Source organism: Pseudomonas sp. AL10, assembly GCF_029960685.1.
Classification (GTDB): Bacteria; Pseudomonadota; Gammaproteobacteria; order Pseudomonadales; family Pseudomonadaceae; genus Aquipseudomonas; species Aquipseudomonas lactis.
In genome coordinates this window covers 1-21,897 of sequence record NZ_JASBQZ010000037.1, presented here as the reverse complement: position 1 = coordinate 21,897, position 21,897 = coordinate 1, and the positions used below count along the sequence as shown (strand labels likewise).

Genomic DNA, 21,897 nt, shown 5'->3' with positions numbered 1-21,897 from the left:
ACGAGTGTCCCTGATCGCTTCAGACCACTTCCGCATCGTTGTCGGCCTCGGCAAGAGCGGCATGTCCCTGGTTCGCTTCCTGGCGAACCGGGGCACGTCGTTTGCTGTGGCCGATACGCGGGAAAATCCACCGGAGCTGGTCACGCTGCGCCGTGACTACCCGCACGTGGAAGTGCGTTGTGGCGAGCTGGATGTCGAGTTTCTGTGCCGTGCCGATGAGCTCTACGTGAGCCCGGGCCTGGCCCTGGCGACACCGGCCCTGCAAGCGGCGGCGGCCCGTGGCGTGAAGCTGTCCGGCGATATCGACCTGTTCGCGCGCAACGCGAAGGCGCCGATCGTGGCCATCAGCGGTTCCAACGCCAAGAGCACCGTTACCACCCTGGTGGGTGAGATGGCAGCGGCGGCGGGCAAGCGTGTGGCTGTCGGCGGCAATCTTGGCGTGCCGGCCCTGGACCTGCTCAGCGACGACGTCGAGCTGTACGTGATGGAATTGTCGAGCTTCCAGTTGGAAACCACCCACGACCTGGGCGCCGAAGTGGCGACGGTACTGAACGTCAGCGAAGACCATATGGACCGCTACAGCGGCCTGCCGGCTTATCACCTGGCCAAGCACCGGATTTTCCGTGGCGCCAGGCAATTTGTCGTCAACCGTCAGGATGCCCTGAGCCGTCCGCTGATGGGCGAGGGCATGCCCTGCTGGACGTTCGGCCTGGGCAAACCGGACTTCAAAGGCTTCGGCATTCGTGAAGAGAACGGCGAGAAATACCTGGCGTTCGAATTCCAGAACCTGATGCCGGTACGCGAACTGAAGATCCGTGGCGCACACAACCAGTCCAATGCCCTGGCGGCCTTGGCGCTCGGTCACGCGGTTGGCCTGCCATTCGACGCCATGCTCGCCAGCCTGCGCACCTTTGCCGGGCTTGAGCATCGCTGCCAGTGGGTGCGCGACCTCAATGGCGTCAGCTATTACAACGACTCCAAAGCCACCAACGTCGGTGCGGCCCTGGCGGCCATCGAAGGCCTGGGTGCCGATATCGACGGCAAGCTGGTGCTGATCGCCGGTGGTGATGGCAAGGGTGCCGACTTCAAGGACCTTAAAGCGCCAGTGGCCGCCCATTGCCGCGCCGTGGTGCTGATGGGCCGCGATTCGGACCTGATCGCCGCCGCCCTCGGTGACGCTGTACCGCAAGTACGCGCAGCTTCCCTGGACGACGCCATTGCCCAGTGCAAAGCCCTGGCCCAGCCCGGCGATGCGGTGTTGCTGTCGCCCGCGTGCGCCAGCTTCGACATGTTCAAGAACTATGAAGAGCGCGGCCACCTGTTCGCCCGCGCCGTGGAGGCTTTGGCATGAGCCTCAACCTGAGAAACATCATCAAGCCCTACCCGTCGCCGATCATTACCGGGCGCGGCATTGACCTTGATTTCCCTATGCTCGCCGGTTGCCTGGCGCTGCTCGGCCTGGGCCTAGTGATGATCACCTCGGCGTCCTCCGAAGTGGCTGCCGTGCAGTCGGGCAACACGCTGTACATGATGATCCGTCACCTGGTGTACCTGGTGATCGGCCTGGGCGCCTGCATCGTCACCATGATGATCCCGATTGCCACCTGGCAGCGTCTGGGTTGGCTGATGCTGATCGGTGCGTTCGGCTTGCTGGTCATGGTGATCGTGCCGGGCATTGGCCGCGAGGTGAACGGTTCAATGCGCTGGATCGGCTTCGGCGCGTTCAACGTGCAGCCTTCGGAAATCGCCAAGGTGTTCGTGGTGATCTACCTCGCCGGTTACCTGGTGCGCCGCCAGAAAGAAGTACGCGAAAGCTGGATGGGCTTCTTCAAGCCGTTCATCGTGCTGCTGCCCATGGCTGGCCTGTTGCTGATGGAGCCCGACTTCGGGGCCACGGTGGTGATGATGGGCGCCGCCGCCGCGATGCTGTTCCTGGGTGGCGTCGGGCTGTTCCGCTTCACCTTGATGGTGGTGCTGGCGGTCGCGGCGGTGACCATCCTGGTGCAGGCGCAGCCCTACCGGATGGCGCGTTTGATCACCTTCACCGACCCCTGGTCCGACCAGTTCGGCTCCGGCTACCAGTTGACCCAGGCGCTGATTGCCTTCGGTCGCGGCGAGTGGCTGGGCGTGGGCCTGGGCAACAGTGTGCAGAAGCAGTTCTACCTGCCGGAAGCCCACACCGACTTCGTGTTCTCGGTATTGGCCGAGGAGTTGGGTGTGGTGGGATCGCTGTGCACCGTTGCGCTGTTTGTGTTCGTTTGCGTGCGCGCCATGTACATCGGCTTGTGGGCCGAGAAGGCCAAGCAGTTCTTCGCTGCCTACGTGGCTTATGGGTTGGCCTTCCTGTGGATCGGCCAGTTCCTGATCAACATCGGCGTGAACGTCGGCCTGCTGCCGACCAAGGGCCTGACCTTGCCGTTCCTCAGTTACGGCGGCAGTTCGTTGGTGATTTGCTGCGCCTGTCTCGGCTTGCTGCTACGTATCGAGTGGGAGAGTCGTACCCACCTGGGCAGCGAAGAGATGGAGTTCAGCGAGAGCGACTTCGCCGAGGAGCCGACCCATGGGCGCTAATGTGCTGATCATGGCAGGCGGCACCGGGGGGCATGTGTTCCCGGCCCTGGCTTGCGCCCGTGAATTCCAGAACCGTGGCTACACCGTGCACTGGCTGGGTACACCCCGTGGCATCGAAAACGAATTGGTGCCTAATGCCGGCTTGCCGCTGCATTTGATCAACGTCACCGGTTTGCGTGGCAAGAGCAAGTTGTCGCTGCTCAAGGCGCCGTTCGTGCTGCTCAAGGCGGTCATGCAGGCGCGCAAGATCATTCGCGAGCTCAAGCCAGTGTGTGTGCTCGGCTTTGGCGGTTATGTGACCGGCCCCGGTGGCGTCGCGGCGAAACTCGCGGGCGTGCCGGTGATCGTCCACGAACAGAACGCCGTCGCCGGTACCGCCAACCGCCTGCTGGTGCCGTTGGCTGCGCGGGTGTGTGAAGCCTTTCCGAAAACCTTCGCCGCCTCCGACAAGCTTCGCACCACCGGCAACCCGGTGCGTACCGAACTGTTCATGGCCATTGCGCGTGACGCGCTGGCGGGGCGCAAGGCACACCTGCTGATCCTGGGCGGAAGCCTGGGCGCCGAGCCTCTGAACAAATTGCTGCCTGAAGCCGTTGCGCAACTTCCTGAGGATGTGCGCCCGGAGATCTTCCACCAGGCCGGCAAGAACCACGATGAAGTCACCGCCGCGCGTTATCGCGAGGCCGGTGTAGAGGCCAATGTACAGCCCTTCATCAAAGACATGGCCCAAGCCTATGGCTGGGCCGACCTGGTGGTCTGCCGCGCTGGTGCGCTGACCGTCAGTGAACTGGCGGCCGCCGGTCTGCCGTCCTTGCTGGTGCCTTTGCCCCACGCCATCGACGATCACCAGACCCGCAACGCCGAATATTTGGCCGGGGAGGGCGCTGCCTTCCTGCTGCCGCAAAGAACGACTGGCGCCGCCGATTTGGCCGCTCGCCTGACCGAGGTTTTGATGCAACCGGAACGACTCAACAGCATGGCGAGCACCGCAAGCCGCCTGGCCAAACCTGACGCAACCCGTACCGTGGTCGATATCTGCCTGGAGGTGGCCCATGGTTGAGAATCAGAAAGCCATGCCGCAACCCGAGATGCGCCGCATCCGTCGTATTCACTTCGTCGGTATCGGTGGCGTGGGCATGTGCGGCATCGCCGAAGTGTTGCTGAACCTGGGCTATCAGGTCTCCGGCTCGGACTTGAAAGAGTCGCCGGTCACCGAGCGCCTGAAGTCCTTCGGCGCGCAGATCTTTATCGGCCACCGTGCCGAGAACGCTGCCGAGGCTGACGTGCTGGTGGTGTCCAGTGCCGTGAACACCTCCAACCCGGAAGTGGCCACTGCCCTTGAACGCCGTATTCCAGTGGTGCCGCGTGCCGAGATGCTCGCCGAGCTGATGCGCTATCGCCACGGCATCGCCGTCGCCGGTACCCATGGCAAGACCACCACCACCAGCCTGATCGCCTCGGTGTTCGCCGCCGGTGGCCTGGACCCGACCTTCGTCATCGGTGGCCGCCTGAATGCAGCTGGCACCAATGCCCAGCTCGGCACCAGCCGCTACCTGATCGCCGAAGCCGATGAAAGTGACGCGAGCTTCCTGCACCTGCAACCGCTGGTCGCCGTCGTCACCAACATCGACGAAGACCACATGGCGACCTACGACGGTGACTTCAACAAATTGAAGAAAACCTTCGTCGACTTCCTGCACAACCTGCCGTTCTACGGTTTGGCCGTGGTGTGCCTGGACGACCCGGTAGTGCGTGAAATCCTGCCTCAGGTCAAACGCCCGACCGTGACCTACGGCTTCAGCGAAGACGCCGACGTGCGCGCAATCAATGTGCGCCAGGAAGGCATGCAAACCTTCTTCACCGTGCTGCGTCCTGATCGCGAGCCGCTGGACGTGTCGGTGAACATGCCGGGCAACCACAACGTGCTGAACTCTTTGGCGACCATCTGCATTGCTACCGATGAAGGCGTCAGCGATGAAGCCATCGTCGAGGGCCTGTCGCGCTTTGCCGGTGTGGGCCGTCGTTTCCAGGTCTACGGCCAACTGCCGGTTGAAGGCGGTGACGTGATGCTGGTGGACGACTACGGTCACCACCCGACCGAAGTGGCGGCCGTGATCAAGGCCGTGCGCGGTGGCTGGCCGGAGCGCCGCCTGGTGATGGTGTACCAGCCGCACCGCTACAGCCGCACTCGCGACCTGTACGACGATTTCGTCAATGTACTGGCCGATGCCAACGTCCTGTTGCTGATGGAAGTCTACCCGGCCGGTGAAGAACCGATCCCGGGCGCTGACAGCCGCAAGCTGTGCAACAGCATCCGCCAGCGCGGCCAGCTGGACCCGATCTACATCGAGCGTGGCGTGGACCTGGCGCCTATCGTCAAGCCGCTGCTGCGTGCCGGCGACATCCTGCTGTGCCAGGGCGCCGGTGATATCGGTGGCCTTGCGCCCAAGTTGCTGGCGAGCCCGCTGTTTGCAGCCGCGGCCAAGGGGAAGTCGAAATGATCACTGACTACGGCTCCCTGTTTTCCACCCTTGCGCCTGCCGACTTCGGTCGCGTCGCCGTGCTGTTCGGCGGCAAGAGCGCCGAGCGCGAAGTGTCGCTCAAGTCCGGCAATGCGGTGCTTGAGGCGCTGCAAAGTGCTGGCGTGAACGCGTTCGGTATCGATGTGGGCGATGATTTTCTCGCCCGCCTGCAGGCCGAGAAGATCGACCGTGCCTTTCTCATTCTTCACGGCCGTGGCGGTGAAGACGGCAGCATGCAGGGCCTGCTCGAGTGCGCCGGCATCCCTTACACCGGCAGCGGCATCCTCGCCTCGGCCTTGGCGATGGACAAGTTGCGCACCAAGCAGGTGTGGCACAGCCTGGGCATTCCGACCCCGCGTCACGCCGTATTGTGCAGCGAAGACGATTGTATTTCTGCGGCCAAGGAACTGGGCCTGCCTTTGATCGTCAAACCTGCCCATGAAGGCTCCAGTATCGGCATGGCCAAAGTGAACTCGGCCGCCGAATTGATCGACGCATGGAAAGCGGCAAGTACCTACGATTCGCAAGTGTTGGTGGAACAGTGGATTTCCGGTCCCGAGTACACCATCGCCACCCTGCGTGGCCAGGTATTGCCGCCCATCGCTTTGGGCACGCCCCACACCTTTTATGACTACGACGCCAAGTACCTGGCTTCCGATACTCAGTACCGGATCCCCTGCGGCCTCGAAGCAACCAAGGAACAAGAATTGATGGACCTCACGGCGAAAGCCTGTGAGGCGCTGGGTATCGCCGGTTGGGCGCGGGCAGACGTGATGCAGGATGACCAAGGGAATTTCTGGTTCCTTGAAGTCAACACCGCACCGGGCATGACCGACCACAGCCTGGTTCCCATGGCAGCCCGTGCCGCCGGTCTGGATTTCCAGCAGTTAGTGCTGGCGATCCTGGCCGACAGCATTGAGCCAAGAGGCTAAACACATGAACGGCGCATCGCTTCGTCATCAGCCCCCACAAGCACCGAGCCGCAAGCCGGTGCCACGGGGTGCAAGCCGAATGGTGGCTAAAGAGCCGATGTCTTCGCGCCTGCCAAAAGCCAACTTTGGTTTTATCAAGGCGTTGTTCTGGCCGGTGCTGCTGGTGGTGTTGGGCTTTGGTACGTACGAAGGCGCACAGCGCCTGTTGCCGTATGCCGACCGGCCGATCACCAAGATCAGCGTGCAGGGCGACCTGAGCTACATCAGCCAGCAAGCGGTACAGCAGCGCATCGGCCCATACCTGGCGGCGAGCTTCTTTACCATCGACCTGGCGGGCATGCGCTCGGAGTTGGAACAGATGCCGTGGATCGCCCACGCCGAAGTTCGCCGTGTATGGCCGGACCAGGTGACGATCCGCCTGGAAGAACAACTGCCCGTGGCCCGTTGGGGCGATGAAGCGCTGTTGAACAACCAGGGCCAGGCGTTCACCCCGCGTGAGCTGGCCAACTACGAACACCTGCCGCAGCTGTTCGGGCCGCAGCGGGCGCAGCAGCAAGTGATGCAGCAGTACCAGGCCTTGAGCCAGATGCTGCGGCCACTGGGCTTCTCCATTGCACGCCTGGAATTGCGTGAGCGGGGCAGCTGGTTTTTGACGACCGGGGCAGGCAGTTCCGGCCCGGGCATCGAGTTGTTGCTGGGACGCGACCGCTTGGTGGAAAAGATGCGCCGCTTTATTGCCATCTATGAAAAAACCTTGAAAGAACAGATTACGAACATTGCGAGCGTCGACCTGCGTTACGCCAACGGCCTGGCCGTCGGATGGCGTACACCGGCTGCGCCCACGGCAGCACAACCCGCTGTCGCGAAGAATTAAGAAGAGGCAGGACCCATGGCAAACGTGCAAAGCGGCAAAATGATCGTCGGTCTCGATATCGGCACCTCCAAGGTGGTGGCGCTGGTGGGCGAGGTCGGGGAAGACGGCGCGATCGAAATCGTCGGTATTGGCACGCATCCGTCCCGGGGCCTGAAGAAGGGCGTGGTGGTGAACATCGAGTCCACCGTGCAATCGATCCAGCGCGCCATCGAAGAAGCGCAGTTGATGGCCGGTTGCCGGATTCACTCGGCGTTCGTCGGCGTGGCCGGCAACCACATCCGCAGCCTGAACTCCCACGGCATCGTGGCGATCCGCGACCGTGAAGTCAGCTCGGCCGACCTTGAGCGCGTGCTCGACGCTGCCCAGGCCGTGGCGATCCCGGCAGACCAGCGCGTGCTGCACACCCTGCCGCAGGACTACGTGATCGACAACCAGGAAGGTGTGCGCGAGCCCCTGGGCATGTCGGGCGTGCGTCTGGAAGCCAAGGTTCACGTGGTGACCTGCGCCGTCAACGCCGCACAGAACATTGAAAAATGCGTGCGCCGCTGCGGCCTGGAAATCGACGACATCATTCTCGAGCAGTTGGCCTCGGCCTACTCGGTACTGACCGACGACGAAAAAGAGCTGGGCGTGTGCCTGGTGGACATCGGCGGCGGCACCACCGACATCGCGATCTTCACCGAGGGTGCGATCCGTCACACCGCGGTGATCCCGATTGCCGGCGACCAGGTCACCAACGACATCGCCATGGCGTTGCGCACACCGACCCAGTACGCCGAAGAAATCAAGATCCGCTACGCCTGCGCCCTGGCCAAGCTGGCCGGTGCCGGCGAGACCATCAAGGTGCCAAGCGTGGGTGACCGTCCACCGCGCGAGCTGTCGCGCCAGGCCCTGGCCGAAGTGGTCGAGCCACGTTACGACGAGCTGTTCACCCTGATCCAGGCTGAACTGCGCCGCAGCGGCTACGAAGATTTGATCCCGGCCGGCATCGTGCTGACCGGTGGTACCTCGAAGATGGAAGGCGCGGTCGAGTTGGCCGAAGAGATCTTCCACATGCCGGTGCGCCTGGGCGTGCCCCATGGCGTGAAAGGCCTGGGCGACGTAGTGCGCAACCCGATTTATTCCACCGGTGTGGGCTTGCTGTTGTACGGGCTGCAAAAGCAGACCGACGGCATTTCCCTGTCGGGCCCGAGCATCCGTGACAGCTACCGCAGCGACGACGAGGCGAAAGCGCCGTTGTTCGAGCGGCTGCAGGCTTGGGTAAAAGGCAATTTCTAAAGATTTACCGCGACACCGCAACACCCGCAACAAGCAGTAGGCGAAAAAACTAGAGAAAATGAAAGGAGAGGGAACATGTTCGAACTCGTAGACAATATCCCCGCTAGCCCGGTTATCAAAGTAATCGGTGTCGGCGGTGGCGGCGGCAACGCTGTCAACCACATGGTCAAGAGCAACATTGAAGGCGTTGAGTTCATCTGCGCCAACACTGATGCCCAGGCGCTCAAAAGCATCGGCGCGCGGACCATCCTGCAATTGGGCACCGCGGTGACCAAGGGCCTCGGCGCTGGCGCCAATCCGGAAGTCGGCCGTCAAGCCGCCCTGGAAGACCGCGAGCGTATTGCCGAAGTGCTGCAAGGCACCAACATGGTGTTCATCACCACCGGCATGGGCGGCGGTACCGGTACCGGTGCTGCACCGATCATTGCCGAAGTGGCCAAGGAAATGGGGATTCTGACCGTTGCTGTCGTGACGCGTCCGTTCCCGTTCGAAGGCCGCAAGCGCATGCAGATCGCCGACGAAGGTATCCGTCTGCTGTCTGAAAGCGTCGACTCGTTGATCACCATCCCCAACGAGAAACTGCTGACCATCCTGGGCAAGGATGCCAGCCTGCTGTCTGCCTTCGCCAAGGCTGACGATGTACTGGCCGGTGCCGTTCGCGGTATCTCCGACATCATCAAGCGCCCAGGCATGATCAACGTCGACTTTGCCGACGTACGTACGGTCATGAGCGAAATGGGCATGGCGATGATGGGCACTGGCTGCGCCAGCGGTCCGAACCGTGCACGCGAAGCCACCGAAGCGGCCATCCGCAACCCGTTGCTCGAAGACGTTAACCTGCAAGGTGCACGCGGCATCCTGGTGAACATCACCGCCGGTCCCGACCTGTCCCTGGGTGAGTACTCCGACGTGGGTAGCATCATCGAAGCCTTCGCTTCCGAGCACGCCATGGTCAAAGTCGGTACCGTTATCGATCCGGACATGCGCGATGAGCTGCATGTAACCGTGGTTGCCACCGGCCTGGGTGCAAAAATCGAGAAGCCAGTGAAGGTCATCGACAACACCCTGCACACCAGCCAGGCCAGCCAGGCAGCCGCCGCTCCAGCCCCTGCTCGCCAGGAACTGCCGTCGGTGAACTACCGTGACCTGGACCGTCCGACCGTGATGCGCAACCAGGCTCAGGCCGGTGCTGCGGCGTCCCGTAGCCCGAATCCGCAAGATGACCTGGACTACCTGGACATCCCGGCATTCCTGCGTCGTCAGGCCGATTAATGGAATGTATCAGGGCTATGAAGGTGATTGGTGTTCAGCAAAGGTCTGGTCTGCTATTATCGCCAGCCTTTGTTGATACCAGTTCGCAATTTGCGCTGAAGCGGTCCAAGCCATGATTAAACAACGCACCCTGAAGAATATTATTCGTGCCACAGGTGTAGGTCTGCACTCCGGGGAGAAGGTATACCTGACCCTCAAGCCTGCACCTGTCGACACCGGCATCGTGTTTGTGCGTGCCGACCTGGACCCTGTGGTGCAGATTCCTGCTCGCGCGGAAAACGTTGGCGAAACCACTATGTCGACCACATTGGTCAACGGTGACGTCAAAGTGGACACGGTGGAGCACTTGCTCTCGGCCATGGCTGGCCTGGGCATCGATAACGCCTACGTCGAGCTCTCCGCGTCCGAAGTCCCGATCATGGATGGCAGCGCTGGCCCCTTCGTATTCTTGATTCAATCTGCCGGCCTGGAAGAACAGGACGCAGCCAAGAAGTTCATTCGCATTCTGCGGGAAGTGACAGTAGAAGACGGCGACAAGCGCGCCACCTTCGTCCCGTTCGAAGGCTTTAAAGTGAGCTTTGAGATCGATTTCGATCACCCGGTATTCCGTGACCGCACCCAAAGTGCAAGCGTGGATTTTTCCAGCACTTCGTTCGTAAAAGAAGTCAGCCGCGCCCGTACCTTTGGTTTCATGAGTGACATCGAGTACCTGCGCAAGCACAACCTCGCACTCGGCGGCAGCGTGGAAAACGCCATCGTGGTCGACGCGGATGGTGTACTGAACGAAGACGGCCTTCGCTATGAAGACGAATTCGTGAAGCACAAGATCCTCGATGCAATCGGTGACCTCTACCTGCTGGGCAATAGCCTGATAGGCGAGTTCAAAGGCTTCAAGTCGGGCCACGCCCTTAACAACCAGCTGCTGCGCAAGTTGATTGAGCAGACAGACGCTTGGGAAGTCGTGACCTTCGAAGATGCCAGCACCGCACCGATCTCTTACATGCGTCCCGTTGCGGCGGTGTAAGTAACAACTCTCTTTCTTTAGTTTTGAAAGGCTGCCTTCGGGTGGCCTTTTTTTATGCCTGACGAATATCCAAATGTGGGAGCTGGCTTGCCTGCGATAGCGGCCTGCCAGTTAGCTTATAGGTAGCTGACCCACCGCGATCGCAGGCAAGCCAGCTCTCACAATTGACCTCATCAGTTTGAGGTCTTTGAAACATCCATTGTCCGGTTACGGCCGCTGTGCTTGGCCTGATACAACGCTTGGTCAGCCTTGAGCAGCAGGTCTTCAAGGGAAATACGGCTGTGCTTCTGCCAGGTACTCAGGCCGATGCTTAAGGTGATCGGTTGCTCGTCCCCGACCACTCTCGGCAAGTGCTGGACCCCCTCGCGGATATGCTCGGCGATCACCCACGCCCCCTTGGCGTCGGTATTGGGCAGCACCACCGCGAATTCTTCACCGCCGTAACGCGCCGCCAGGTCGGCAGGGCGGCGGATATGGCTGGCGATCACCTGTGCGACTGTACGCAACGCCTCATCGCCGCCCTGGTGACCATGACGGTCGTTGAAGGCCTTGAAGTGGTCCACATCGATCATCAACACGCTCAACGACTCGGTCGAGCGTTGTGCCCGGTCCCATTCCAGCCGCAAGCGTTCGTCCAGGGTGCGGCGGTTGGCCAGGCCGGTAAGGGCGTCGGTGGCTGCCAGTTCTGACAGCACCTGCTCGGCGCGATGGCGGCGGCGCAGCTCCATGCACAGTGCCCAGGTCAGCCATAACAAGCCCACGCACAACACTCCGGTCGCGATGCTGACCAGCCACGCCGCACGTCGCCAGGGTGCGAACATTTCATCGCTGGACAAGGCCACTGCCACGATCAGCGGCAAGTCGCCCACATTGGAAAAGCTGTAGAGCCGTGCCTGGCGATCGACGCTGGAGATGCTTTGGAAGCTGCCGTCCCGTTCGCGCAGCATGCGCGCCACATTCGGGCGCTGGCTCAGGTCCTTATCGATGATGTCCACTTCCAGCAAAGGCTCTTGCGCGAGCAGGATGCCTTGGTGGTTGAGCAGGTTGATGGTGCTGTTGTTGCCGATGTTCAAGCTGCTGAACAACTGATGAAAGTACGACAGGCGCATGGAGGCGACCGCCACCCCCAGAAAACGCCCGTCCGCTGACGAAACGCGACGGCTGAACGCGATGCGCCAGGGGTCGTCACACTGACAGCGGGCCATGAACGGGCGGCTGATATACAAGCCCAGGTCGGGGTTGTTGCGGTGGGCCTGAAAATAGTCACGGTCGGCAAAGTTACCCAGCTTGGGCGTAAGCAGGGACGAATCGGCAATCACCTCGCCGGCCGGGTCCAACAGCAGGATATCGCCCTTGTAGGGCGCCGCAGCGGAACGATCGAACAGCACCAAATGACGGATGCTCTCTGAAACATCTTGCAGGTCGGTGCGCTCGGTGGCGCTGATCAAGCCTTTGAGGGCCATGTCGTAAAGTTCGACATTGCGCAGCACGTCAGCGTCGATCAATTGCGTGATGGTATTGGCGGTGCGCTTGGCCGTCTGCAGGGTGTTGGCATGTTCACGAATCAGCAGCGCAGTCACGACCCCCACGATCAGCAACACCGTGAGCGTGCTGCCCAGGATCAGCAGGCGCTCCGGGCGCGTAAGGCTTGAATTCATCGAGCACACTTTTGCGTTGAGAATGCCCTTAGCGTAGTAGCAACTCTTGAATATGGCTGTAGGAGCGAGCTTGCTCGCGAAAAACTCACAGACGCCGCGTTTATTCAGGAAGCACGCGTTATCGTTAACGTTTTTCGCGAGCAAGCTCGCTCCTACCTGTATTCAGAACACGTTGATCGGGTAATCCACGATCACGCGGTACTCATCCACATCGCGGTCCACCGCCGAGTAGCCATTGCTGCCGCGATTGGTCGCCCATTGCAGGCGCACGGCCAAGTCCTTGGCCTTGCCGCCCTGCACCACATATTTCAGGTCGATATCGCGCTCCCAGTGCTTGGCGTCCTTTCCATCGGCGCTGTACCAGTTGCTGTAGCCACGACTGTTGGGGTCGACCTTGGTCAGGTCGGTCTTGCCGCTGATGTACGACACGGCGGACGTCAGGCCGGGCACGCCGAGGCCGGCAAAATCGTACGCGTACTTGAGCTTCCAGGAGCGCTCGTTGGGGCCGTTGAAGTCCGAGTACTGCTGGGAGTTGTCCAGGTACACGCTGTCGCCCTGGGTGATGTAGTCGAACGGCGTGTTGCCATTGACGCGCTGATAAGTCGCCGTGACGCTGTGGTTGCCCACCCCCACGGTGAAATGCAGGCTGTAGGTGTTGTTGTCGATATCGCCCAGCAGTGATTGGCCGGTGTCCTGAGTGTGGTAGTAGTGCAGGCCGGGGGTCAGGCTGACCAGGTCGTTCAGGGCGTAGGTGTATTCCAGGTCGTAGTAATACTGGTGCCAGACGTCCTTCAGTTCGGAGGCGTACAGGTTGCTGGTCAGCCCCTCAATCGCGCTGAACGACACACCAGCCCAGTCCAGGTGCTGGCTGTCGGTGTTGGCGGGCAGCGTGCCGTAGCTGGTGCCGATGCGCCGATGGCCGCTCTGGTTGTAGAGCTTGGTGAAACTGGCCTGGCCGCCTTCGAACATCCAGCCGTCGAAGCTGTGGTTGGTCAGGCTCACGCCACGGAAGGTCTGCGGCAACATGCGCGTCATGCCGCCGGCGATCACCGGGTTGTTGAGGAGCAGGTCGCCGGCTTTCAGTTCGGTGTCGAAGGCGCGCAGCTTCAAGGTGCCGCCGGCCGTCGAAAACGAACCCGGCGCCTTGCCGTTGCCGCTGCCATACGGAAGGATGCTGGAGCCATCCGTACCGCCACCGCCGTCGAGCTTGAGGCCGAGCATGGCATTGACGTCCAGGCCGAAGCCGACGGTGCCCTGGGTGTAGCCGGATTCGAAAGTGCCGATAAAGCCCTGGCCCCATTCCTTGCTGTCATCGGTATGAATATCGCGCCGGTCGCGGTTCATGTAGTAGTTGCGGGTGTTGATGGTGAGGTGGGAGCCTTCGACGAAACCGTCGTTGGGGGTAGTGTCTGCCGCGTGGGCCAGTGGGGCGATCGTTGCTGCAATCGCGAGGAATAACGGGGTGAACGTCAGCGAGTTCTTCACCGGTAAAGCTCCTTTGGTCAATCCATAATGGCCAGTGTCGTGAGGGTGTGCCCGGCCTTTTTTTACGGCAAAAAAAAGCCGCTGAAAATCAGCGGCTTTAAGACAGATTCCCAGTGTAGAGCCCTGGAAAAAAGTCGAGGGAAATTCGGGTAAGCGGGTCAGCTGTCTTTGCCACCGCGCTCATCGGTGCGTCAAAGTAACGCAGGCGAGCGCTGCGATACAGAGTGTAACAAGATAATAACTATTGCCCAAACCGCAACAGTGCGAGCGATGGGATCTCCTGTGGGAGCTGGCTTGCCTGCGATGCAGACACCTCGGTATGCCAGGCGCACCGAGGTGATGCTATCGCAGGCAAGCCAGCTCCCACATTTTTTTGGCCGAGTTGTTTAGACCGGAAGGGTAATACCAAAGGTATTGCCACCGCCTTCACTGCGCACAAACACATCCCCCCCATGCATCAACGCAATCGCCTTGACGATCGCCAGCCCCAGCCCGTGATTGGCCCCGCTGTTGCTGCGCGAGGCATCCACCCGATAGAAGCGTTCGAACAGGCGTGGCAAGTGTTCGCTGGCAATGGCCTCGCCGGGGTTGGTCACGCCAATCGTCACTTGGTGTGCCTGCACTTGAATGTGCACGTCGATGACTTGCCCCGGCGCGGTATGTTGTACGGCATTGCTCAGCAGGTTGATCAGTGCGCGCCGCAGGTGGGCTTTTTCGATCTGCACCACGGCATCGCCGTGCACGTGCACTTCGACCTGGGCGTCTTCGAGGATGAAGTCCAGGTAGTCGAGGGTGGTGGCCACTTCATCGGCCAGGGCGCTTTCGATCAGCTTGGTGGCCTTGCTGCCTTGGTCGGCGCTGGCGAGGAACAGCATGTCATTGATGATCGAGCGCAGCCGTTCCAGCTCTTCCAGGTTCGATTGCAGCACCTCGAAATAGTGCTCTGCCGAACGGCCGCGAGTAAGAGCCACCTGGGTCTGGCCGATCAGATTGGTGAGCGGCGAACGCAGTTCATGGGCGACGTCGGCGTTGAACGATTCCAGGCGCGAATACGCCTGTTCGACCCGGTCGAGGGTGGCGTTGAACGAATTGACGAATTGGCTCAGTTCCGGCGGCAAGGGCGACAATTGCAGGCGCCCGGAGAGTTTCGGCGGCGCAAGTTTTTGCGCCTCATCCGAGAGTTTGCCCAGGGGCTTGAGGCCGATACGCGCGACCCAGAACCCCAACAGTGCCGCCAGTATGACGCCCACCAATGCCAGGCTGATCAACGCCACCAGCAAGTGATGCTGGGTGGCGCGGAAGTTCTCCGTGTCGATGGCAATCATGAAGCGCAGCGCCGGGCGCTGGTCCTTGGCGGCAAACTGGCTGACCAGCACCTTGAACGGATAATCGTGACCGGGCAAGCGCAGGTCGCGTTTGCCCGTGGGGCCTTCGGCAAAGGCGCGAATCTGCGCATCTGGTTCACCGTATTCGTAGCTCGGGTCACTGCTGACCACCCAGAAACGGATGCGCTTGTCTTCTTCCCCCAACAGCTTGAGCTTGGACCTGATCTTGGCCCAATGCTCTGGCGTGCCGAAGCGATTGATCGACGATTCCAGCACGCTGTAGCGCGCATCCAGCTCGGCACCTGGCAACAGCCCGAGGCCACGGTCCACCTGCTGGTACAGCGCGCCGCCGATCAACAGGAAGATCAGCAGCGCCACCAGGGTGAACATGCCGCTCAGGCGCAGGGCGATGGAATTAGCGACCACTGTGGTTTTCCTGCATGCGGTTCTCCAGCACATAACCCATGCCACGAATGGTGTGCAGCAGCTTGTGTTCGAACGGCCCATCGAGCTTGGCGCGCAGGCGCTTGATCGCCACTTCGACCACGTTGGCGTCGCTGTCGAAATTGATGTCCCAGACCATCTCGGCAATCGCGGTTTTGGACAGGATCTCGCCCTGGCGCCGCGCCAATACGCTGAGCAGCGAGAACTCCTTGGCGGTCAGGTCCAGGCGCAGGCCGTTGCGGCTGGCCTTGCGGCTGATCAGGTCGATCCACAGGTCAGCGACGGTGACCTGCACCGGTTCATGGCCGCCGCTGCGACGGGTCAGGGCTTGCAGGCGGGCCACCAGTTCCAGGAACGAAAACGGCTTGCCCAGATAATCGTCGGCGCCTTCGCGCAGGCCGCGGATGCGGTCTTCCACGCGCTCGCGGGCGGTGAGCATGATCACCGGCGTCTGCTTGCGGGCGCGTAGGGCGCGCAATACACCGAAGCCATCCAGGCCGGGCAGCATCACGTCGAGCACGATCACCGCGTAATCGTTCTCCAGCGCCAGGTGCAGGCCTTCGATGCCTTCGCGGGCTACATCAACGGTGTAGCCTTGCTCGGTCAGGCCGCGGTGCAGGTAGTCCGCGGTTTTTTCTTCATCTTCAATAATCAGGACGCGCATGACCGCCTCAGTGTGTGGTCGCCAGCGCCAGCGCTGGTTTGGGCCTGTGGAAAAAACGCTCAAGGTACAAGTATATGACCGGCGTGGTGAACAGCGTCAGCGCCTGGCTCACCAGCAAGCCACCGACCACCGCGATGCCTAGCGGCTGGCGCAACTCCGCCCCCGGGCCAGCGCCGAGCATCAACGGCACTGCGCCGAGCAACGCGGCAAGGGTGGTCATGATGATCGGCCGGAACCGTGTCACGCAGGCTTCATAAATCGCATCTTCGGGCGGCAGCCCGCGTACCCGCTGCGCCTCCAAGGCGAAGTCGATCATCAAGATACCGTTTTTCTTCACGATGCCGATCAGCAGCACCAGGCCGATCAAGGCCATGATCGAAAAGTCCTGGCCCAGCAGCCACAGCATGATCAGCGCACCGAGGCCCGCCGAAGGCAGGGTGGAAATGATCGTCAGCGGGTGCACAAAACTCTCATACAGCACACCCAGAATAATGTAGACCGCTACCAGCGCCGCGAGGATCAGCCAGGGTTGGCTGGCCAGCGAGCTCTGGAACGCCTGGGCCGCACCCTGGAAGTTGCCGATGATTGTGCTCGGCATGCCGATTTCGTTCTTGGCCTGGTCGAGCATGATCACCGCATCGCCCAGGGCCACGCCAGGCGCCAGGTTGAACGACAGGTTGGCGGCGGGGAACATGCCGTCATGGCTGATGGACAAAGGCCCGACTGTGGGCGGGTCGACTTTGGCCAAGGCCGACAACGGCACCATCTCGTTGGTCAATGGCGAGCGCAGGTAAAAATAGTTGAGGCTTTCGGCCTTGCCGCGCTGTTGGCTGTCCAGTTCGAGTATCACTTGGTACTGGTTGATCTCGGTCTGGAACTCGTTGATCTGGCGCTGGCCGAAGGCGTCGTACAGCGCCTGGTCGACATCGGTGGCGGTCAGGCCGAAGCGCGCAGCGGCCTGGCGGTCGATGCTGATGTGGGTGATGCTGCCGCCCAGTTGCAGGTCGTTGGACAGGTCGCGAAACGCCGGGTTGGCGCGCAGTTTTTCGGTGAGGCGTTGGGTCCAGGTGTTCAGCGTCGGGCCGTCGTTGCTCTTGAGCACATATTGGTACTGGGCGCGGCTGGGGCCGGAGCTCAGGTTGATGTCCTGGCCGGCGCGCAGGTACAGCACGATGCCCGGCACCTTCGCCAGTTGCGGGCGGATGCGGTCGATGAACTGGCTGGCGGACACATTGCGTTCGCTGCGGTCTTTCAAGGCGATCCAGAAGCGGCCGTTGGCGATGGTCTGGTTGCTGCCGGTGACGCCGACCGAATGGGAAAACGCCTGCACCGCCGGGTCGGCCTTGACGATCTCGGCCAGGGCCTTGTGCTTGGCGACCATGTCCTTGTACGACACGTCGGCCGCCGCTTCGCTGGTGCCGAGCACGAAACCGGTGTCTTGCACCGGGAAGAAACCCTTGGGGATAAACACATAGCCGACCACCGCCAGGGCCAGGGTTACCACGAAGATCGCGACCATGCTGCGTTGGTGCGCAAGGGCACGGCGCAGGTTGCGCGCATAGCCGGCCAGCAGGCGTTCGCTGAAGGTGGGCTTGGCATGGGCAGGGTGGGAAGGGGCGCGCATGAACAAGGCGGCCAGCGTCGGTGCCAATGTCAGCGAAACCACGACCGAAATCAGAATGGTCGCGGTGGCCGTCAGCGCAAATTCCTTGAACAACCGCCCGACCACACCGCCCATGAACAACAGCGGAATAAACGCTGCTACCAGCGAGAAGCTGATGGACACCACGGTAAAGCCAATTTCGCCGGAGCCCTTGATCGCCGCTTCGCGCTTGCCCAGGCCGGCCTCCAGGTGCCGATGGATGTTCTCCACCACCACAATCGCATCGTCCACCACGAAGCCCACGGCGATCACGATAGCGACCAGGGTCAGGTTGTTCAGGCTGAACCCCATCACGTACATAAGGGCAAAACTGGCCACCAGCGAGACACCCAGCACCGCAGACACAATCAGCGTCGCCGACAGTTGGCGCAGGAACAACGCCATCACCGCCACCACCAGCAGGACGGCGATCAGCAGGGTCATCTCCACTTCATGCAGTGAGGCCCGGATGGTCTTGGTGCGATCGGTCAACACGCTGACCTGCACCGAGGCCGGCAACATGCCTTGCAGGCGCGGCAGCTCGGCTTGAATGCGGTCGACGGTGTCGACGATGTTGGCGCCGGGCTGGCGCGAAATCACCAGGTTCACCCCAGGCGTATCGCCGGACCAGGCTTGTACGTAGGCGTTTTCCGAGCCGTTGATAACCTTGGCGATATCGCGCAGTTGAACCGGCGCACCGTCCTTGTAGGAAACGATCAGTTGGCCGTATTCCTCCGGGTGAAACAGCTGGTCGTTGGTCGACAGGGTGGACACGCTGTTCTCGCCATAGATCGCGCCCTTGGCCAGGTTGAGGCTCGACTGCTGGATGGCCAGGCGTATGTCGGCGAGGGTCAGGCCGATGGCCGCGAGCTTGTCAGGGGCCGCTTGCACGCGGATCGCCGGGCGTTGCTGGCCGGTGATGTTGATCTGGCCGACGCCGTCGATCTGGCTGATCTGGCGCGCCAGCAGGGTTTCCACGTAGTCGCTCAGCTCGGTGCTGGGCATGCTGCTGGAACTGACGCTGAGGATCAGCACCGGGCTGTCCGCCGGGTTGACCTTCCTCCAGGTAGGCAAGCTCGGCATGTCGCTGGGCAGCTTGCCGGACGCGGTGTTGATCGCGGCCTGCACTTCCTGGGCGGCGGTATCGATGCTTTTTTCCAGGGTGAACTGCAGGGTCAAGAGGCTGGAGCCCAAGGCGCTGCTGGAGGTCATCTGGGTCATGCCAGGGATGGCACTGAATTGCACCTCAAGAGGCGTGGCCACCGATGAGGCCATGGTGTCCGGGCTGGCGCCGGGCAGTTGCGCGGTGACCTGAATCGTCGGGAATTCCGCTTCCGGCAGTGGCGCGACGGCCAGGTTCGGGAAGGCAATGATCCCCAGCAGCACCAGGGCGAAAGTCAGCAGCAAGGTGGCGACCGGGTGATCAACGCACCAGGCCGAGGGCGACCGGCTGGCGCTCATGGTTGCACCTGGGCGTTGGCGGTGTGGATCACTTGCGGCGGCTCCTTGAGCACCGTCACCTGGGCGCCGGCCTTGAGCCGCGACTGCCCATCGCTGACCAGCACATCGCCGGCCTGCACGCCTTTGATGATATTGATGTCGCTGTTCTGGTAGGCGACCTGCACCGGCACCACCTCGGCTTTGTCAGCGCTTACGCGGTACACGAAATGTGAGTCCAGGCCGCGCTGCACCACGGTCGGCGGTACCACCAGGGCGTTCTTGTCGAGGGCCGTCTGGATCTTGATGGTCACCAATTGCCCCGGCCATAGCTTATGCGCCGGGTTGCTGAACTCGGCCTTGGCCCGCAGGGTGCCGGTGGTGGAGCTGATCTGGTTGTCGATCAGGCTCAGGTGGCCTTCGCCGAGCAGGTCGCCGGTCTGGCCATCGGTGTCGGCGCCCAGGTAGGCGTCGACGGTGGCCCGGGTGGGGGCGGCGATCAGGCCCTGCAAGGTTGGCAGCATCTGCTGTGGCAAGGAAAACTCAACGGCAATCGGGTCGAGCTGGGTGACGGTAAACAGCCCCAGGGTATCGCTCATGCGCAGGAAATTACCTTCGTCCACATTGCGGATGCCCACTCGGCCGCTGACCGGGGAGCGAATCTGGGTATAGGAAAGTTGTACCTGAGCCGCATCGATGGCCGCTTGATTACCTTGCGCCGTGGCCTTGAGCTGGTTGACCAGCGCCTGTTGCTGGTCGTAGGTCTGCTTCGACACACCGTCGTCGATGCTCAGCGCTTTGTAGCGCTTGAGGTTGACCAATGCTACTTGCAACTGCGCCTGGCTTTCACCGAGTTGCGCCCTGGCCTGGTCGAGGCTGGCGCGGATTGAGCGGTCATCGATGGTAGCCAGCAGGTCGCCGGCCTTCACCGATTGGCCTTCCTTGACCAACAGTTGGGTGAGGATGCCGTCGATTTGCGGACGAATCACCACGCTGTGCAATGACAACACCGAGCCGATGCCGCTGACAAACCGAGGCACATCCTGTTGCGTCACGCTCACCACCCGCACAGGAATGGCGGTAGGCGCTGCCAGGCGGGTCTTGGCCGGCCGGGTTAACGCCCAGGCTGCAACGGCCAGTATCAGGAGAGCACCCAGCATCAGGGCCACGTTTCGTTTGATCTGCATAGGAGGACGCCGGCGGAAACTACAAGTTGGAGTTCGGAACGTCCTTTATAGCGCTGTTCCGCCGTCAGCACGGTGACGGCAAACTGACAGCCGTGACAGCTAGGCCATGTGAGCTTGTCGCTTGAAGTTACTGCTGGCAGCTCAGGCCCCGTATACTCGCGCTTTTACACCTATTAGCTGTGCCGGAGCCCTTATGACTTCCCCAACCCAACCCGCTGTCGACGCGGCCGACCTCGTCGATCCGGCTACCGCCGACGGCGTTGAAAAAGCCGAGATCCCGGCGTTCAAGTTCCCCTTCAAGCCGGGTGAGCTGGCCGGTGCCAAGAATGCCAGCCAGCCCTGGTACAAAGGCGGCGCCAAGAACGGGCATACCAAGACGCCAGGCATGGCGCCTCCGGGCACTCGCCGCTCGATGGGTAAACGCTGAGATTAAAGCGTTGCGTGCGTTATAGGCAGTTGCCTACATCGCCCGTGGACATTTCTGCTTGTAGGTCCGCGACCGATTCTTGAAAGCTTGCACAGCGTTTGCTTCGTCCCGATGACGCCCATCGGGACGTGGTGAGTCAGCTTTCCGGAAAAGGACATTCCCGTGGCCCTGATACACCTCTGTGCAGTGCTTGCTCTCTTGCTCTCGACGAGTGCCGTCGCCGCCGACGTTCAACCTCGGCGTGAAATCCGTTTCGCCGTTGCCGCGCATTTTCCGCCCTTTCAAAGCCGCAACGCCCAAGGGCAATTGGTGGGGCTGAATATCGAACTGGGCAATGCCCTGTGCGAGCAGCTCAACGTGCGCTGTACCTGGGTTGACCAGGTCGTGATGGAAAACTTCCCGGCCCTTGAAGCCAGGCAGTTCGACGCGATCATGGGCATGGCGCCCACCTGCAGTCGGCGGCGACGGGTGAGTTTTACCGATGACCTCTACCCGATCACCACTCGGCTGGTGGCGCGTAAAACCTCGGGCCTGCGCCCTGATCGGCGCTCGCTCAGGGGCAAGCGTGTCGGGGTGCTGGTGCGCAGTAATCGCGAAGCCTTTGCCCTGTCGAAGTGGGCGCCGGCGGGAGTGATCATCAGGAGTTTCTGGCTCAACGACCAACTGGTGCAGGGCCTGGTTTCGGGCGATATCGACGCGACCCTGCAAGGCGCGGTGGAGATCCGTGAAGCCCTGCTCGACACGCCCCAGGGGCTGGACTTCGATTACATGGGGCCGCCTGTGTCGTCGGGCCTGCTGGGTAATAGCGTGGCGATTGCGGTGCGAAAAACCGATACGGCGTTGCGTAATGAGCTTAATCATGCGCTTGAGCAATTGATGCAGAATGGCGAGTACCAGCGCATTCTTCAGCCGTATCGGCTCGATGTATTGCCGCCCCATTCATGATCGCGAATGTGTGAGTGCCGCTCTGCACCCGTGAGGCGCCTATCTACCTGACACCCCGCAGTCCAAATGTGGGAGCTGGCTTGCCTGCGATGACGGCCTCCCAGTCGACACAGTTGGATTGTGTACATATCCATTCCTGCGGTAACGGCCACTTGGGGTTCCGCTCTGACAGCGGCTCACTTTTGAAAAGAGCCGGAATGCCGGCCCAGC

Annotated in this window: 17 protein-coding genes; 11 read left to right on the top strand and 6 right to left on the bottom strand. The window is 61.7% G+C overall.

The genetic code is table 11. From position 1 onward, the window contains the following. The first annotated feature begins 4 nt into the window (after window positions 1–4). The 9 genes from murD to lpxC all read left to right on the top strand — a co-directional run bounded on the left by murD (window position 5) and on the right by lpxC (window position 10,473). Window positions 5–1,351: a UDP-N-acetylmuramoyl-L-alanine--D-glutamate ligase gene (gene murD / locus QK296_RS23835; protein WP_034134893.1), complete on the top strand. Its 1,347-nt coding sequence runs from the start codon at window positions 5–7 to the stop codon at window positions 1,349–1,351. 8 nt (window positions 1,352–1,359) lie between these two features. Next, complete coding sequence (ftsW, locus tag QK296_RS23830; RefSeq protein WP_161793210.1) at window positions 1,360–2,571, top strand: putative lipid II flippase FtsW; 1,212 nt, start codon at window positions 1,360–1,362, stop codon at window positions 2,569–2,571. Continuing rightward, window positions 2,561–3,631: an undecaprenyldiphospho-muramoylpentapeptide beta-N-acetylglucosaminyltransferase gene (murG, locus tag QK296_RS23825; protein ID WP_003188675.1), complete on the top strand. Its 1,071-nt coding sequence runs from the start codon at window positions 2,561–2,563 to the stop codon at window positions 3,629–3,631. Before ftsW ends, murG begins: the two co-directional genes overlap by 11 nt. Beyond that, on the top strand, window positions 3,624–5,072 hold the full coding sequence (gene murC, locus QK296_RS23820) for a UDP-N-acetylmuramate--L-alanine ligase (protein ID WP_003188677.1): 1,449 nt from the start codon (window positions 3,624–3,626) through the stop codon (window positions 5,070–5,072). Before murG ends, murC begins: the two co-directional genes overlap by 8 nt. Next, on the top strand, window positions 5,069–6,025 hold the full coding sequence (locus tag QK296_RS23815) for a D-alanine--D-alanine ligase (protein ID WP_003188679.1): 957 nt from the start codon (window positions 5,069–5,071) through the stop codon (window positions 6,023–6,025). The genes murC and QK296_RS23815 overlap by 4 nt, the downstream gene beginning before the upstream one ends. A 4-nt stretch (window positions 6,026–6,029) precedes the next feature. Continuing rightward, entirely contained in the window at window positions 6,030–6,899 is an 870-nt protein-coding gene (locus QK296_RS23810) for a cell division protein FtsQ/DivIB (protein WP_032893516.1), read from the top strand. Window positions 6,900–6,914: 15 nt separating this feature from the next. Further along, window positions 6,915–8,177, top strand: coding sequence for a cell division protein FtsA (gene ftsA / locus QK296_RS23805; protein ID WP_003188682.1), 1,263 nt, complete (start codon window positions 6,915–6,917; stop codon window positions 8,175–8,177). 75 nt (window positions 8,178–8,252) lie between these two features. Continuing rightward, on the top strand, window positions 8,253–9,449 hold the full coding sequence (ftsZ, locus tag QK296_RS23800) for a cell division protein FtsZ (RefSeq protein ID WP_003188685.1): 1,197 nt from the start codon (window positions 8,253–8,255) through the stop codon (window positions 9,447–9,449). 112 nt (window positions 9,450–9,561) lie between these two features. Next, window positions 9,562–10,473, top strand: a complete 912-nt coding sequence (gene lpxC / locus QK296_RS23795) for a UDP-3-O-acyl-N-acetylglucosamine deacetylase (RefSeq protein ID WP_003171886.1) — start codon at window positions 9,562–9,564, stop codon at window positions 10,471–10,473. 173 nt (window positions 10,474–10,646) lie between these two features. On the opposite strand, the gene QK296_RS23790 is transcribed toward lpxC, so the two are convergent. From QK296_RS23790 to QK296_RS23765, 6 genes are all read right to left on the bottom strand, one after another. Beyond that, window positions 10,647–12,131, bottom strand: coding sequence for a sensor domain-containing diguanylate cyclase (locus tag QK296_RS23790; RefSeq protein WP_057710943.1), 1,485 nt, complete (start codon window positions 12,129–12,131; stop codon window positions 10,647–10,649). A 162-nt stretch (window positions 12,132–12,293) separates the two neighbouring features. Beyond that, window positions 12,294–13,616 carry an OprD family porin gene (locus tag QK296_RS23785; protein ID WP_192002458.1) on the bottom strand — a complete coding sequence of 441 codons (1,323 nt, stop codon included), beginning with the start codon at window positions 13,614–13,616 and terminating at the stop codon, window positions 12,294–12,296. Window positions 13,617–14,002: 386 nt separating this feature from the next. Next, window positions 14,003–15,367, bottom strand: a complete 1,365-nt coding sequence (locus QK296_RS23780; protein ID WP_003188688.1) for a heavy metal sensor histidine kinase — start codon at window positions 15,365–15,367, stop codon at window positions 14,003–14,005. Next, a complete protein-coding gene (locus QK296_RS23775) occupies window positions 15,357–16,049 on the bottom strand; it encodes a heavy metal response regulator transcription factor (RefSeq protein ID WP_003188690.1) in 693 nt (230 codons plus the stop codon). The genes QK296_RS23780 and QK296_RS23775 overlap by 11 nt, the downstream gene beginning before the upstream one ends. Window positions 16,050–16,056: 7 nt before the next feature. Further along, window positions 16,057–19,152, bottom strand: coding sequence for a multidrug efflux RND transporter permease subunit (locus tag QK296_RS23770; protein WP_282391412.1), 3,096 nt, complete (start codon window positions 19,150–19,152; stop codon window positions 16,057–16,059). Then, complete coding sequence (locus QK296_RS23765; protein ID WP_034134897.1) at window positions 19,149–20,315, bottom strand: efflux RND transporter periplasmic adaptor subunit; 1,167 nt, start codon at window positions 20,313–20,315, stop codon at window positions 19,149–19,151. The genes QK296_RS23770 and QK296_RS23765 overlap by 4 nt, the downstream gene beginning before the upstream one ends. Window positions 20,316–20,508: 193 nt before the next feature. On the opposite strand from QK296_RS23765, the gene QK296_RS23760 reads away from it, so the two are divergent. Beyond that, a complete protein-coding gene (locus QK296_RS23760; protein WP_003188695.1) occupies window positions 20,509–20,742 on the top strand; it encodes a hypothetical protein in 234 nt (77 codons plus the stop codon). A 162-nt stretch (window positions 20,743–20,904) separates the two neighbouring features. Next, a complete protein-coding gene (locus QK296_RS23755; RefSeq protein ID WP_003188697.1) occupies window positions 20,905–21,687 on the top strand; it encodes a transporter substrate-binding domain-containing protein in 783 nt (260 codons plus the stop codon). Window positions 21,688–21,897 lie beyond the last annotated feature (210 nt).